Source organism: Saccharothrix mutabilis subsp. mutabilis, from assembly GCF_039521145.1.
GTDB classification, from domain to species: domain Bacteria; phylum Actinomycetota; class Actinomycetes; order Mycobacteriales; family Pseudonocardiaceae; genus Actinosynnema; species Actinosynnema mutabilis.
Genome location: NZ_BAAABU010000004.1, coordinates 110,181 through 124,213 on the forward strand (window position 1 = coordinate 110,181; position 14,033 = coordinate 124,213).

Annotated in this window: 12 protein-coding genes; 4 read left to right on the forward strand and 8 right to left on the reverse strand. The window is 74.3% G+C overall.

Annotation, left to right across the window (positions count from 1 at the left end; genetic code table 11):
• Positions 1-155: 155 nt before the first annotated feature.
• From ABD126_RS11490 to ABD126_RS11500, 3 genes are read right to left on the reverse strand one after another with little or no spacing between them, the layout of a single operon-like run.
• Positions 156-947, reverse strand: coding sequence for an SDR family NAD(P)-dependent oxidoreductase (locus tag ABD126_RS11490; RefSeq protein WP_343933753.1), 792 nt, complete (start codon positions 945-947; stop codon positions 156-158).
• A gap of 11 nt (positions 948-958) precedes the next feature.
• Positions 959-2,125 (reverse strand): MFS transporter, encoded by a 1,167-nt coding sequence (locus ABD126_RS11495; protein WP_343934212.1) that lies wholly within the window; start codon positions 2,123-2,125, stop codon positions 959-961.
• Between the two features lie 50 nt (positions 2,126-2,175).
• The gene (locus tag ABD126_RS11500) at positions 2,176-3,396 is read right to left on the reverse strand and encodes a GH1 family beta-glucosidase (RefSeq protein WP_343933754.1); all 1,221 of its coding nucleotides are present in this window, start codon (positions 3,394-3,396) and stop codon (positions 2,176-2,178) included.
• A 119-nt stretch (positions 3,397-3,515) separates the two neighbouring features.
• Here ABD126_RS11500 and ABD126_RS11505 point away from each other — a divergent pair, with 119 nt between their 5' ends.
• On the forward strand, positions 3,516-4,130 hold the full coding sequence (locus ABD126_RS11505; RefSeq protein WP_343933755.1) for a TetR/AcrR family transcriptional regulator: 615 nt from the start codon (positions 3,516-3,518) through the stop codon (positions 4,128-4,130).
• 4 nt (positions 4,131-4,134) lie between these two features.
• Here ABD126_RS11505 and ABD126_RS11510 read toward each other — a convergent pair whose 3' ends face one another.
• On the reverse strand, positions 4,135-5,322 hold the full coding sequence (locus ABD126_RS11510; RefSeq protein ID WP_343933756.1) for an amino acid deaminase/aldolase: 1,188 nt from the start codon (positions 5,320-5,322) through the stop codon (positions 4,135-4,137).
• 72 nt (positions 5,323-5,394) lie between these two features.
• Between ABD126_RS11510 and ABD126_RS11515 the strand changes: the two genes are divergently transcribed.
• On the forward strand, positions 5,395-6,675 hold the full coding sequence (locus ABD126_RS11515) for a D-arabinono-1,4-lactone oxidase (protein ID WP_343933757.1): 1,281 nt from the start codon (positions 5,395-5,397) through the stop codon (positions 6,673-6,675).
• On the opposite strand, the gene ABD126_RS11520 is transcribed toward ABD126_RS11515, so the two are convergent.
• Together ABD126_RS11520 and ABD126_RS11525 are read right to left on the reverse strand one after the other, a co-directional pair.
• Positions 6,672-7,304, reverse strand: a complete 633-nt coding sequence (locus ABD126_RS11520) for an NAD(P)H-binding protein (RefSeq protein ID WP_343933758.1) — start codon at positions 7,302-7,304, stop codon at positions 6,672-6,674. The two genes, ABD126_RS11515 and ABD126_RS11520, sit on opposite strands and share 4 nt — an antisense overlap.
• Positions 7,305-7,319: 15 nt before the next feature.
• Positions 7,320-7,949: a hypothetical protein gene (locus ABD126_RS11525; RefSeq protein WP_343933759.1), complete on the reverse strand. Its 630-nt coding sequence runs from the start codon at positions 7,947-7,949 to the stop codon at positions 7,320-7,322.
• Positions 7,950-8,845: 896 nt separating this feature from the next.
• On the opposite strand from ABD126_RS11525, the gene ABD126_RS11530 reads away from it, so the two are divergent.
• Together ABD126_RS11530 and ABD126_RS11535 are read left to right on the forward strand one after the other, a co-directional pair.
• Entirely contained in the window at positions 8,846-9,820 is a 975-nt protein-coding gene (locus tag ABD126_RS11530) for a nucleoside hydrolase (RefSeq protein ID WP_343933760.1), read from the forward strand.
• Positions 9,817-11,106 carry a purine-cytosine permease family protein gene (locus ABD126_RS11535; protein ID WP_343933761.1) on the forward strand — a complete coding sequence of 430 codons (1,290 nt, stop codon included), beginning with the start codon at positions 9,817-9,819 and terminating at the stop codon, positions 11,104-11,106. The genes ABD126_RS11530 and ABD126_RS11535 overlap by 4 nt, the downstream gene beginning before the upstream one ends.
• On the opposite strand, the gene ABD126_RS11540 is transcribed toward ABD126_RS11535, so the two are convergent.
• Both ABD126_RS11540 and ABD126_RS11545 read right to left on the reverse strand, forming a co-directional pair.
• The gene (locus ABD126_RS11540; protein ID WP_343933762.1) at positions 11,087-13,180 is read right to left on the reverse strand and encodes an AAA family ATPase; all 2,094 of its coding nucleotides are present in this window, start codon (positions 13,178-13,180) and stop codon (positions 11,087-11,089) included. The genes ABD126_RS11535 and ABD126_RS11540 overlap by 20 nt on opposite strands.
• Positions 13,174-13,875: an SAM-dependent methyltransferase gene (locus ABD126_RS11545; RefSeq protein WP_343933763.1), complete on the reverse strand. Its 702-nt coding sequence runs from the start codon at positions 13,873-13,875 to the stop codon at positions 13,174-13,176. Before ABD126_RS11545 ends, ABD126_RS11540 begins: the two co-directional genes overlap by 7 nt.
• Positions 13,876-14,033 lie beyond the last annotated feature (158 nt).

Below are 14,033 nucleotides of genomic sequence, written 5' to 3' on the forward strand. Positions count from 1 at the left end.
CTCAACAGACACCACAACTCAACAGACATCCGCGGGCCGGTGCTGTGCACCCACCCTCCCCGACCGGCACCGGTCCGCGGGCACCACGCCGGCCTGGCGTTGTCCGACCCTCCCGCGCGGACAACGCCAGGCCGTTTCCACGTGCGGGCGAGGGATCAGCGGTGGGTGCCGGTGCGCCAGGTGAGGTAGGCCGTGAGGCCGGGGAGCAGGCGACCGGTCACGTCGAACGCCTTGAGCTGCCAGGGGAACACGACCTCGGACCGCTCCCGTTCCACCGCCCGCGCGATCTCCTCCGCCACCCGCTCCGGCGGCACGGTCGGGATCAGCCGCGCGACGGCCGGGATGCGTTCCTCCGCACCGGGGTTGTTGCGGAAGTACTCGCTGCTGACCTTCCCCGGCACGACCTCGCTCACCCCGATCCCGGTCCCCCGCAGGTCCTGGCGCAGCGCCGCGGTCAGGCCGCGCAGGGCGTACCGCGCGGCCGCGTACCCCGTCGCGCCCGGGATGGGCAGGCGGGACACCGGCGAGTTCACGTTCACGATCCGCCCCACGCCCCGCGCCCGCATGGCCGGCAGGAAACTCCTGGTCACGTGCAGGGCGGCGGCGAACGGCAGGGCCGTCATGGCGTCGAGTTCGGCCGCCGGGGTGTCGTCCAGGAACAGCCACCGGCCCGCGCCCGCGTTGTTCACCAGCACGTCCGGCGCGCCGAACTCCCCCACCACCCGCTCGGCCAGCGTGTCGATCGCGTCGACGTCCGCGAGGTCGGTGGGCACCGCGACCGCACGGCCGCCGAACGCCTCGACCCGCTGAACGACGGATTCGAGCGCTTCGGCGCTGCGGGCCACCAGCACGACAACCGAACCACGCCGCGCCAGCGTCAACGCGGTCGCCGCGCCGATGCCCTGCGACGCCCCCGTCACCACGACGGTCCGCCCTGTCAAACGCACTCGAACTCCTCTCAGGACACCGCGCGGACGCGGGTCACCAACACCGCCGCGAGCAGGGTCGCCGTCGCCGACACCGCGAACAGCCCGCGGTACCCGCCCAGCGACGCCAGCACGAACGTCGTCAACAAGGGCGCGACCACCTGCGGCAACGAGTTCGCGATGTTCACCACGCCCAGGTCCTTCGCGCGGTCGGCGGCGGTGGGCAGCACCTGGGTCAACAGCGCCAGCGCCACCGCCCAGTACCCGCCGAACCCGACGCCGAGCAGCGGCGCGGCCACCAGCGCGGCGGTCCACGTCGGCCACACCGCCAGCAGCAGCGCCGCCAACGCCATCACGAACGCCGACCCGTACACCCACGCCCTGCGCCGTCCACTCCGGTCCGACCACACCCCGACGGCGAACGCGCCGAGCGTCAAAGCCAAGCCGTACAACAACATCAGCACCAGCAGGCCGTCTTCCGGCGACGGGTGGCGCACGACGTCGCCCAGGAAGTACAGCAGGTACAGCGTCCCGAACGCGTTCCCCAGGTTGATCATGAAGTGCGCGCACCACGCCCACGCGAAGTCCGGGTGCCGGCGCGGCGACACCCACAGCTCGCGCCACCGCAGCCGCGGCCGGACGGCGATCCGCGCGTCCGGCGTCAGCACGACGAACAGCACGGCGCCCGCGACGACCACGACCGCGCAGGCCAGGTACCCGGCGACCAACCCCGACACGACGACGGTCACGAGGACCGCGCCCAGCACGGTCCCCAGCATCTGGCTCGTCCCGACCAGCCCGCCGACCTTCGCCCGCTGCCGCACCGGCACCCGGTCCGGCACGGCCGACGTCAGCGCGGCGAGCATCCCGTTCAACCCGGCCTGCACCAGGCACCACCCGACGACCACCGCGCCGACCGACGACGCCGACGCGAGCACCACCAGTCCGAGGGCGCCGACCAGCGCGCCGCCCAGCGTCCACGGGTGCCGCCGCCCGAACCGCGAGGTGGTCCGGTCCGACGACAGCCCGATCAGCGGGTTCGCGACCAGCGCCACCGCCGCGCCCACGCCGGTGACCAGCCCGAACACCGCCTCCTTGGACGTCCCCGCGAGCAGTTCGGCCTGTTGCGGCAGCAGCACCTGGATCGGCGCGTAGATCCCGAGCCACAGCCCGAGGTTGGCCAGGAACAGCCACCCCATCCACGACCGCCGGACCGGGGTGACCGGCTCGGCCCACGGGTCGACCGCGGTCACCGCCGGATCCGATCCCGGTACCAGGCGAAGGAGGCGCGCGGGGTGCGCTTCTGGGTCTCGTAGTCGACGTGCACCAGCCCGAACCGCTGCGAGTACCCGGAGTCCCACTCGAAGTTGTCCATCAAGGACCACACGAAGTACCCGCGCACACCGGCTGCCAGCGCGGCCGTGATGTGCCCGTCGAGGTAGGCGATCCGGTCGGTGTCCTCGACGTCCTCGCCGAAGCTGCACCCGCTCTCGGTGACGTAGACCGGCGGCAGGTTCGGGTGCCGTTCGCGCAGCGCGGCCACCATCTCGCTCAACCCGCTCGGCACGACCGGCCAGTCGAACGCCGTCTTCGGGTACTCGTCGATGTCGACCAGTTCGAACGGCAGCGGGTTGCCCTCGCCCGGACTGCGCAGCCGGGTCGGGTTGTAGTAGTTGACGCCGTAGAAGTCGAGCGGCTGGGCGGTGATGGCGAGGTCGCCGTCCCGGACCGGCAGGCGGTCGGCCAGCTCCGCCGGGTACGTGCCCGCCAGCAGCGGGTCGGTGAACAGCCAGTTGTGCAGGGTGGAGTAGGCGTGCGCGGCTTCGACGTCGTCGGGGGTCGCGGGCCAGGCGGGCGTGTGGTTGTTCGCGGTGCCGACCGCTCGCGCGCCGGACGCCCGCAGGGCTTGTACGGCGAGCCCGTGCGCGAGGTTGAGGTGGTGGGCGGCGGGCAGCGCGTCGTAGAGCAGCGCCTTGCCCGGGGCGTGCTGCCCGACGGCGTGCCCCAGGAGGGTGAGGATCGCCGGTTCGTTGATCGGGATCCACAGCGCGACCCGGTCGGCCAGGCGCGTGGCGACGGTCTGGGCGTACTCGGCGAAGCGGAACGCGGTGTCGCGGGCGAGCCAGCCGCCGGCGTCCTCGACGTGCTTGGGCGTGTCCCAGTGGTAGAGCGTCGCGACCGGCGCGATCCCGTTGTCCAGCAGCGAGTCCACCAGCCGGTCGTAGAAGCCGAGGTCGGCCAGGCGGGGCCAGGCGACGGAGAACCGGTAGGCGCCGACGCCCAGCTCCCGCATGAGGGCGACGTCCTCGCGGTAGCGGTGGTAGTGGTCGCACGCGACGGCGGCGTGCTGCCCCTCGAACGCGGGGAAGTCGTCCCACACCGACGGGACGCGGCCGTCCTCGCCGAACGCCCCCTCGATCTGGAACGCGGATGTCGACACACCCCAGAGGAACCCGTCGGGCAAGGTCACGCGAGCCTCCCAGAACGTGAAAGTGATTCGGATCGTAGGCGTGTTGGCCCCCGACGGGAAGTGTTCCCGTCGGGGACCGGGCACTATGGAGACCCGCAACCCATCCAGCAGGAGTCGCCGTGACGAGTACGACCCCGTTGCGCCGCCAGCCGGTGCAACAGCGCAGCGCCAAGCGCGTCGAGCGGATGCTCGAAGCCTGTGCCTCGCTCATCGAGGAGGTCGGCTACGACGGGGTGACAACGACACTCATCGCGGAGCGCGCCGGGGTGGCCGTCGGGTCGCTCTACCAGTTCTTCCCCGACAAGCGCGCGGTGGTGCAGGCGTTGACGCTGCGCAACCTGGAGAAGTTCATCAGCACGGTGGACGGCCGGTTCACGTCCAAGACGCTCGACCACTGGTGGGACGCCGTCGACACCATCTTCGACGTCTACGTGTCCATGCACCGCGAGGTGCCCGCGTTCAGCAAGCTGCACTTCGGCGACGTGGTCGACATGCGGCTGTTGGACGACCGGCGGGACAACAACACGGTCATCTCCGACCGGATCGCCGAGATGATCTCCACCAAGTTCGACATCCCGCTGGACAAGCTGCAACTGCCGATCTCGATCGCCGTGCAGGCGGCGGACGGCGTGCTGAACCTGGCGTTCCGGACGGACCCGGCGGGCGACCAGGCGATCCTGGACGAGGCGAAGGCGCTTGTCCGGGGCTATTTGTCGACAAGGCTCCCGGGCTAGGAGTTCACCCGAACGACTGACCTTCGCCGCGGTAGGTGGGCGCGGTGCGCACGACCGCGTCCCCCTGCACCACGTGGTAGTGGGTGAACCGCTCGGCCAGCTCGCCGGCCTTGGCGTGCCGGAACCACACGCGGTCGCCCAGCGCGAGGGCGTCCGCGGCGCGGCCGACGACCGGCGTCTGGACCTCGCCCGCGCCCTCCAGCGGGGTCAGCTTCAGGCCGACCGGCAGGTACGGGCTCGGCAGCCGGTCGGCCGTGGCGGTGCCGGACGCGAGGTAGCCGCCCGCGAACACGGTCGCCACGCCCGGACCCGGTCGCCGCACGACCGGGAGCGCGAACAGCGCCGCGGGCCGGGGCCGGAACGCGCGGTAGCCGTCGAACAGGGTCGGGCCGATCAGCCCCGACCCGGCGGCCAGTTCGGTCACCGACGGGTCGGCCCCGGTGATCTCCAGGCTGCCGGTGCCTCCGCCGTTGACGAACTCCAGGTCCGCGACCCGCCGGATCGCCGCGACGGCCTCGACCCGCCGCTCGACCAGTTCGGCCGCCGACTTCCTCTGCATCCACCGGACCGCGGCGCCGCGCACCGGCTTCCCGAGCGGGGAGTCACCCAGTCCGGCGATCTGCCCCTCGTAGGCCATCACCCCGACGAGCGAAAACCCGGGTCTCCGGGCGATGGTGGCGGCGAGCGCGGCGGCGTCCCGCGCGGAGTGGACGGGTGAGCGGCGGGGGCCGACGTGCAGGCCCGGCAGGGGGCGCCAGGAGACGTCGAGTTCGAGGCACACCCGGATCGGCGGGTGGTTGACGCCCAGGGCGTCCTCGACCAGGTCCAAGTGCTGCGCGGAGTCCACCATGATCGTGGTCCGCGCGCGGGCCTCGTCGTCCGCGGCGAGCCGGCGCAGCGCGCCGTGGTCGGCGGTCGGGTAGGCGACGAGCAGGTCCTCGGACAGGTCGTGCTCGGACAGCCAGAGGGCTTCGGCCAGCGAGTAGCACATCACCCCGGCGTACCCCGGCCGCGCGAGCACTCGTTCGAGCAGCCAGCGGACCCGCACGGACTTGCTCGCCACGCGCACCGGCTTGCCGCCGGCCCGGCGGACGAGGTCGGCCGCGTTGTGGTCGAACGCGTCCAGGTCGACGATCGCGAAGGGCGCGTCGAGCGCTTTGGTCGCGGCGTCGAGGCGGCTGCGTGGCTGCATGGGCTCACCGTACTTGAAAGGTGAAAGCTTTTCACCTACGGTGCGTGCAACAGGTCACACCGGAGGTGGGCGTTGGGTACCCCGTGGACGAACTGGGCGCGCACGGCGACGGCGAACCCGCACCGCGTCGAGCACCCGGCCACGGCCGAGGAGTTGGCCGAGGTGGTCGCGAACGTTCGCGCGATCCGGCCCCGCGGCAGCGGCCACTCGTTCACCGACATCGCCGCCGCGCCCGCCGTCGCGCTGGACCTCGACCGGTACACGGGCATCACGGAGATGTCCGGCCCGCTGGTGACGGTGCGCGCCGGCACCACGCTCCGACAGTTGAACGCCCTGCTGGACCGCCTCGGCTTGGCCCTGGCGAACCTGGGCGACATCGACGCCCAGACCGTCGCCGGCGCCATCTCGACCGGCACGCACGGCACGGGCGCCAAGCTCGGCGGGCTGTCCACGCAGGTCACGGCGCTGGAACTGGTGCTGGCGACCGGTGAGACCGTCCGCTGCTCCGCGTCGGAACGCCCGGACCTGTTCCACGCGGCCCGCGTCGGGCTCGGCGCGCTGGGCGTGATCAGCACGGTCACGCTGCGCTGCGTCCCCGCTTTCGTGCTGCACGCGCGCGAGTCGCCGGAGCGGTTGGACCGGGTGCTGGAGGAGTTCGACCACCTGACGGCCGTCGAGGACCACGTGGAATTCCACTGGTTCCCGCACAGCGACAACGTGATCCTCAAGCGCAACAACCGGACCGACGAACCGGCCGCGCCGTTGTCGAGGTTGCGCCACTTCTACGAGTACGAAGTCATCGAGAACGGCGCGTTCGGCTTGGTGTGCCGGGTGGCGCGCGCGTTGCCGAGCACGACTCGCGGCCTGAACCGGGTGTGCGGGAACCTGATCTCCGAACGCGTCTACCGGGACGCCTCCCACCGCGTCTTCGTCACGCCGCGCCGGGTCCGGTTCGTGGAATCGGAATACGCCATCCCCCGCACCGCTCTGCACGACGTGCTGGAGGAACTCCGGGCGGCGATCGCCCGCCTGGACCACGGGGTGATCGTGCCGATCGAGGTGCGCGTGGCCCAGGGCGACGACATCTGGCTGTCCACCGCCCACGGCCGGGACACGGCGTACATCGCGGTGCACCAGTACCTCGGCATGCCCTACCGCCAGTACTTCGACGCCTTCGAGAAGATCGCGGGCGCGGTGGGCGGGCGTCCGCACTGGGGCAAGATGCACAGCCTCACCGCGCCGGACCTGGCCGCCCGCTACCCGCACTTCGCCGATTTCACGGCCCTGCGGGACACCCTCGACCCGACCCGGAAGTTCACGAACGCCTACCTGGACCGGGTGCTGGGCTCTTAAACGGCATCCTCGATCGGCGTGGAGCCCGAGACCAGCTCGTAGGTGCGGCCGACCGTGGTTGGGGTGTCGAGGAGCTTGACCACCACCGCCGCCACGTCCGCGCGGGGCACGTCGCCGCGGCGGACCGTGTCGGCCAGTTCGACCAGGCCGGTGCCGGGGTCGTCGGTGAGCCGTCCGGGGCGGAGGATCGTCCAGTCCAGCGGGCGGGCCTTGAGGTCGTCCTCGGCCTCGCCCTTGGCCTTCAGGTAGGCGTCGAAGACCTCGTCGCCCGTGGTGCGACCGATCCCCGTCGTGCTGATCTGCACGAACCGGGTCACGCCGGCCTGTTCGGCGGCCGACGCGAACAGCGCCGAAGCCGCCCGGTCCACCGTGTCCTTGCGGGCGACCCCGCTGCCGGGGCCCGCGCCCGCGGCGAAGAGGGCCGCGTCCGCGCCCTCCAGGTGCTCCGCGACCGAGGCCCGGTCCGCCGTCTCCAGGTCGCACAGGACCGGGGTGCCGCCGGCGTCGCGGACGTCCGGGAAGTGGTCCGGGTTGCGGACCAGGGAGACGACCTCGTCCCCGCGTCGCGCCAACAGCCGCGTCGTCAGAAGTGCGATCTTGCCGTGCCCGCCCGCGATCACCACACGCATGACCGCCAACCTAGATCAGGCGACCGGGTCCGGCACCGTGGCGAGGACCTGCTCGTAGACCAGCTCGTTGACCCAGCGGGTGGTGGCGGTGTCCTCGACGGGCACCGTCTCGTTGCGGCCGGCCACGTCCACCGACAGGGCCGACTCCTCGTCCGCCAGCAGGACCGAGACGCCGTAGCGGCGCACCCGCGGCAGGCAGTTGGACAGGTAGTCGTGGGTCAGGGCCACCGACGACGGCAGCACGGCCGCCGCGTTGCCGAACCGCGCGAACGGCACGGCCGAGGCCAGCGCGGTCCGCCAGTGGCGGGCCACCGCGAGGACGCCGATGATGCGGACCGCGGCGGGCGGCACGCGGCCGTCCATCTCCGGCCACACCCACGTGGACACGGTGGTGCGGTCGGTCTCCGGGCCGGCGCCCAGGCACACGCGCTCGGCGTGCGCGTCGGCCAGCAGCTCCGCGACGACGATGACCTTGCGGCCCATGAGGACCATCTCCGGCAGGACCACGCCGTGCCAGCCGAGGCGCACCGCCGCCGCCGCGGCGAGGTCCGCCGCGTCACCGGGCAGTTCGGGAACCGGGATCGCCGTGGCCGACAGCGCCCGTGCGTCGCCGGTGTCCGCGATCCGTGCTGGGGTGCTGCTCACGCCAGGGCCTCCTCGGCAACCACGGCGGGAGGACCGCCGCGTTTCGACTCGTGCTCTGCATAAGGCCTACCACCCGGGCACCCCGCCGTTCCCCGGCTCGCGGGGCCCCTGCGATCGACGGCGTCGAGCGGTCGGTAACCGGTCGAAACCCCGGACCGCGAGTTCGGCCCGGCGGTGCTGCCGTCCGGGTGACGTGTACCGGGCGGAACAGCGGAAAAACGTGCTCAGCGTGCACACCGCACCCACGCGCCGGCCCCCCGAGTGACGCCGCTCACCACACACCCCACCACTCAACCGACCGCTCACCGATCAAAACCGACCGACCGCCCACCGCTCGTCGGCACGCACGATCGGGAGGACGAAATCGGTGGGGCCGGTGAACGGGAAGGGGGAGGAAGTGGCGGCGGGGGCGAGGTGTCGGTGGGCGGCGGAAGGCGCGGATGGGCGGGCGCGGGCGAGCGCGGGCGGGCGGGGCGGGCGCGGGCGAGCGCGGGCGGGCGGGGCGGGCGCGGGCGAGCGCGGGCGGGCGGGGCGGGCGCGGGCGAGCGCGGGCGGGCGGGGCGGGCGCGGGCGGGGCGGGCGCGGGCGAGCGGGGCGCGGGCTGCGGCGTGGACCGGCGGGCGACTTGCGGCCGGAGTACCCCCGCGAAGTGCCGCTGTGCCCGAGGCCGGCGTGCCCGGCGGGACCTGCCGCCGGGCACCGCCGCCGCGACCCGGGTGGGAGAGGTCCCCGGTCGCCTCGCCGGAGACCCGTCAACACCCCCATGATGACGGTCCGGCTCGACCCCGACTATGCCGCTCGCGTCCCCGTGCCGGCAGGTCGTGGGCGTGGTCAGATGTGGTCAACCCGCTCGGCACGCGTGAAAGGGCACCTCGCCGGCGATCACCATCCACCGCATGGACTCCCCGATCGTCGTGCACACCGACCCCGGTCTGGACGACGCGCTCGCCCTGCTCTACCTGTTCGCCGCGGGAGCCGACGTCGTCGCCGTCGGCAGCGTGCACGGCAACCTGCCCGCCGAGCCGGCCGCCCACAACGCGCTCCGGGTGCTCGAACTGGCGGGCCGCGGGGACGTCCCGGTCGCGGTCGGGGCGGACCGGTTGCGCGACGGCTCCTCCCCGCCGCCCGAGCTGAGCGGTCTGGTCGTGCACGGTCCCGACGGGCTGGGCGGGCGGTGCGGTCCTCCCCCGCTGCGCCGGCCGGTCGACGGGTCGGCCGCCGAGCAGCTGGTCCGGCTGGCCCGGGCGCGCCCCGGTGAGCTGACCGTCCTCGAACTCGGTCCCCTGACCAACCTCGCCCTCGCGCTGGACCTCGAACCCCGGCTCCCCGCCCTGCTGCGGCGCGTGGTCTGGATGGGCGGTTCCCTCGCCACCCCCGGCGACGTCACGCCGTTCGCCGACGCCAACGCCTTCCACGACCCGGAGGCCGCCGAGCACGTGCTGGCCGCCGGGTTCCCGCTCACCGTCGTCCCGGTCGACGCCACCGCGCCGGCCACCGCCGACGAGCGCTGGCTGACCGCCGTCGAGACCGCGCCCGGCCCGGTCGCCCGGCGGGTCACCGCGTGGATGGGCCACTACGTGCACACCCAGACCACAGAGGACGGCGAACGCCGGTGCCGCCTGGACGACGTGGTGGCCGCCGCGATCGCCCTCGAACCGGACCTGGCCCTGGTCACCGAGCGCCTGGAGGTGACCTGCGAGACCGCCGGCCACTGCCGGGGACGCCTGCTCACCGACCGGCGCGCGATCCGGTTCGGCGTGACCCTGCCGCCACGGCGACCCGTGGACGTGGTCCTCACCGCCCGCACCGACGTGGTGCTGGACCGGCTGCTGCGCGCGGTCGTGGGAGGTCCGGCAAGATCCTCGGTGTGAGGTGGACCGTGGAGCGGACCGGTGTCGACGTCGTCGCCGAGACCGACCGCCGGGGCACCCCGCGCGGCCAGTTCTGGCCGTGGTTCGCGGCCAACGTGAGCGTCTACGGCGTCACCACCGGCGTCTACGTGGTGGCCGGCGGCCTGGGCTGGTGGCAGGCGCTGGTCGCGATCGTCCTCGGCGTCGCGCTGTCCTACCCGCTGCTGGGCCTGGTCGCGGTGGCCGGCGCCCGCGGCGGCGCGCCCACGATGGTCCTGTCGCGGGCGGCGTTCGGCGTGCACGGCAACCTGCTCCCCGGGTTGGCCAACTACCTCGCGCTGGTCGGCTGGGAGACCCTCGCGGTGACGCTCGGCGCGCTGTCCGCCCGGACGATCCTCACCCGCCTCGGCATCGCCCCGGAACCGGCGCTGGTGGTCGGGTTCGTGCTGGTCGCGGGTCTGTCGATCGTGCTGGGCGTGTACGGCTACGACGTGATCATGCGCGTGCACCGGTGGATCAGCGTGGCCCTCGGCGTGGCCACGGTCGGGTACCTGGCGTTCGCGCTGCCCGGCCTGGGCCTCCCGGCGAGCGGCGGCACGGCGGGCATCGCGCACGGGGCCGCGCTGGTGGCCGCCGCGACCGGGCTCGGCTGGGTGACCGGCGGCGCGGACTACAGCCGGTACCTGCCCCGCACGTCGCCGCCGCGGGCCGTCGCCGGGTGGACCGCGCTGGGCGGCGCGCTGCCGCCGCTGGTCCTGATGGCCGCGGGCGTCCTGCTCACCGCCGACCCGGACCTCGCCGCCGCCGCGGCCGTAGACCCGATCGGCGCTCTCGCCGCCCGCCTGCCGACGTGGTTCCTGCTGCCGTTCCTGGGCGCGGTCCTGCTCAGCCTGGTCGCCTCGGGGACGCTCGGCGTCTACTCGTCCGGCCTGACCCTCCAGGCGCTGGGCGTGCGGATCGGGCGACCGGTGACGGTGCTGGTCGACGGGGCGCTGGTGGTGGTGTTCGGCGGGTACGTGGTGTTCGGCGCGCCGGACTTCCTCGGGCCGTGGCAGACCTTCCTCACCGCGCTGGGCGTGGTGGCCGCCGCGTGGGTCGGGGTGTTCGCCACCGACCTGCTGCTGCACCGCCGCGCCGGGTACGCGACCGCCGAGCTGGACGACCCGCGCGGCCGGTACGGGCGGGTCAACCCGGCCGGCGTCGGCGCGCTGGTCCTCGGCGCGGCGGCGGGGTTCGCGCTCGGCCCGGCGGTCGCGTTCGCGCTGGCCGCGGGGCTGTACGCGGCGCTCACCGCAGCCGCTGGATGATCTCGTCGGCGCGCGGGTCGGAGAGCAGGTCGTAGAGCTCCCAGGCCGCCTCGCGCTCCCGGTTGCCGGGCAGGCCGGCGGCCTCCCGCAGGTCGGCCAGGCGCAGCAACGCGTCCGCCTCGCCCCGCCGGTCGCCGCCGCGCCGGAACGCCCGCACCGCCCGCTCGACGGCGTCCCGGTCGCCGCCGCGCAGCGCCGACAGCCGCAGCCACGCCCGCCCCCGGCCGTCGTGGATCTCCAGCTCCTCGAACAACCGCAACGCGGTCCGCACCTCGTCCTCGGTCCCGGCGCGGGCCAGCAGCACCTCGGCCGTGCCCTCCCGGTCGCCGACCTCGGCGAAGATCCGCAGCGCCTCCTCCGCCGGCGCCGCCGCCGGGTCGCCCTCCTCCACCGCCAGGAACACCAGGCCGGCCAACGTCCACGCCTGCCCGTACCGGTCGCCGCGCCGCTTGCGGACCTTGAGCGCGTACTCCAGCCGGGCACGGCTCGCGGCGAAGCACCGCTGCTCCTTGAACGCCATCGCGAGGTTGGTGGACACCCACGCGTCGGCCTCCGCGTCCAGCGCCCGGCGCGCCGCCCGCAGCGCGGCCTCGTGCGTCTCCACCCACACCGACAGCGGTCGGCGCACCTGGAGCCAGTCCCACAGCACCACCGCCAACTGCCATGCCGGCGCCCACAGGCCGTGCCGGTGCGCGAGCCGGATCACCGGCGCGAAGTTCTCGGCCTCGGCGTCGCACCAGGCCAGCGCCTCCTCGTAGCCGGTGAACCGCAGCGGGGTGATGCCGGGCGCTTTCGGCGGGGTGAACGGGACGGCCCGGGTCGGCGCGAGCACCCGGCCCGCCGCCCGCGCGGTGTGGACGTACCACTCGGCCAGCCGCCGGGCCGCGTCCGCCTCGTCCGGTTCGGGCTGCTCCGCCGCGTACGCCCGGAGCAGGTCGTGCAGCCGGTACCGGCCGTCGGCGTGCTCGACCAGGTGCCCGGCGGCCAGGTCCTCCAGCAGCTCCGCCGAGTCGGCGCCGGCCAGCGCGGTCGCCGCGGCCACGCCGATGTGCGCGCCCCGGTACCGGCCGAGCAGCCGGAACAGCCGCGCCGCCGGGCCGGGCAGTTCGCGGTAGGACCAGCCGATGACCGCCCGCAGCGCGGTGGACTCGTCGCCGGTGTCCAGGCTGTCCAGCCGCCGCTGCTCGTCGGCCAGGCGGGCGGCGAGGTCGCGGCCGGGGTGCCGGGCGAGCCACTCGCCCGCGATGCGCAGCGCCAGCGGCAGCCCGCCGCACCGCCGCACCAGCACGTCGTCGGGCCGGCTGCCGGTGACGCTCGCCACCAGCTCCGCCGACTCCTCGGGCGTCATCGGGTGCACGGTGACGCGGGTGACGCCGGTCCGGACGGCGAGCCCGGTCAGCTCGCGGCGGCTGGTGACCAGGACCGCGCACGTCGCCGAACCGGGCAGGAGCGGCGTGAGCTGGTCGAGGCGGGCGGCGTTGTCCAGGACGAGCAGCACCCGGCGGCCGTCGAGCACCGACCGGAACAGGGTGGCGCGCTCGGACAGCCCGGCCGGGACGTCGCGCATGCCGAGGGCGGTGAGCATCTCCTCCAGCACGTCCGCCGGGTGCGCCGGGGCCTGGGCGGGCGAGAAGCCGTGCAGGTCGGCGAAGAGCTGGCCGTCCGGGTAGCGGTCCTTCACGTCGTGCGCGACGCGCAGCGCGAGGCTGGACTTGCCCACGCCCGGCGGACCCTCGACCACCACGACGCGCGGCGACCCGTCGGCCCGGTCGCCGGCCAGCGCGGCGCGGATGCGGCGCACCTCGTCCGCGCGCCCGACGAACGGGCTGACCACGGCGGACAGCTGCGCGGGGCGGCGGCGCAGCGCGGCGATCAGCCGGCCGCCCGCGCCCAGCGCCCGGTCCACCTGCTCGGCGAGGTCGAGCTTGGGCGCGCGGCGACCGCGTTCGACGCCGGCGAGGTGGCTCGGGTCGTAGTTGGTGCTCTCGGCGAGCGCGCGGAAGGACCGCCCCTGCTCCTCGCGCAGCTGCTTCATGAGCTTGCGGAAGGTGTCGTGCTCGGGCGCGCTCAGCACCGCACCACCGCCGCGTAGTACGGGTACCGGTCACCGGGGCCGGAGTCGTGGTCGCCGAACAGGCTCGGGACCGGGACGACCGGCGTGCCGGCCGGCAGCAGGGCGGCGACCTCGGCGCGGGTGCGCACGGTCGGGTGGCCGGGCAGGAGGGCGGCCACGGCGTGCAGTTCGGGGGCGGTGTCGGCGCTCGGGTGGCTCAGGACCAGGACGCTGCCCGGCGCGAGCCGCGTCAGGTAGTCGGCCACGAGTTCGGCGGGTCCGTCGGCGTCGGGCAGGTACTGCAACACCGACAGCATGAGCACCCCCACCGGTCGGGTGACGTCCACCAGGCCCAGGACCACTTCGGGGTCCCGCACGTCCGCCCGCAGGACGGCGACGTCGTCCCGCCCCTCCGCCGCCAGCGTCGTGTGCGCGACCACGTCGGGATCGACGTCAACGCAGGCCACGGGGCAGTCCACCAGCTCGAACACCGAGTCGTCCCGCGGCGCGCCGCACCCCAGGTCCAGCACCTGGCCGACCGCCGCCGCCACCCGCGCCGCCCGGCGGACGAACGCCCGGTGCTCCCGCTCCAGCCGGACCGGCAGCGGGGACCGCGCGGCCACCTCCTCGACCAGCCGCCGGTCCGGGTCGTAGTGCGCGATCCCGCCGAGGAGACCGTCGTGGACCCCGGCCATGGTCGGCTCGTCCAGTGTCACGGGCCCACCGTAGAGGGACCGCCAAACGGTGCGACGAAGATCACTACGGCGGGCTACCGCACGACGAACGGACGCGGCCATCCGAGTGACGCAGATCACCGCCCGAACGGGTGGTGGAGGAACTCCCGCGCAACGAGAAATCCCCCGCCTCCGAACTC

Excerpts from the sequence above, each read along its gene's own strand:
- ABD126_RS11510 (WP_343933756.1), bottom strand. The coding sequence starts at position 5,322 with ATGCAGCCACGCAGCCGCCTCGACGCCGCGACCAAAGCGCTCGACGCG.
- ABD126_RS11495 (WP_343934212.1), bottom strand. The coding sequence starts at position 2,125 with ATGGGGTGGCTGTTCCTGGCCAACCTCGGGCTGTGGCTCGGGATCTAC.
- ABD126_RS11530 (WP_343933760.1), top strand. The coding sequence starts at position 8,846 with ATGGACTCCCCGATCGTCGTGCACACCGACCCCGGTCTGGACGACGCG.
- ABD126_RS11520 (WP_343933758.1), bottom strand. The coding sequence starts at position 7,304 with ATGCGTGTGGTGATCGCGGGCGGGCACGGCAAGATCGCACTTCTGACG.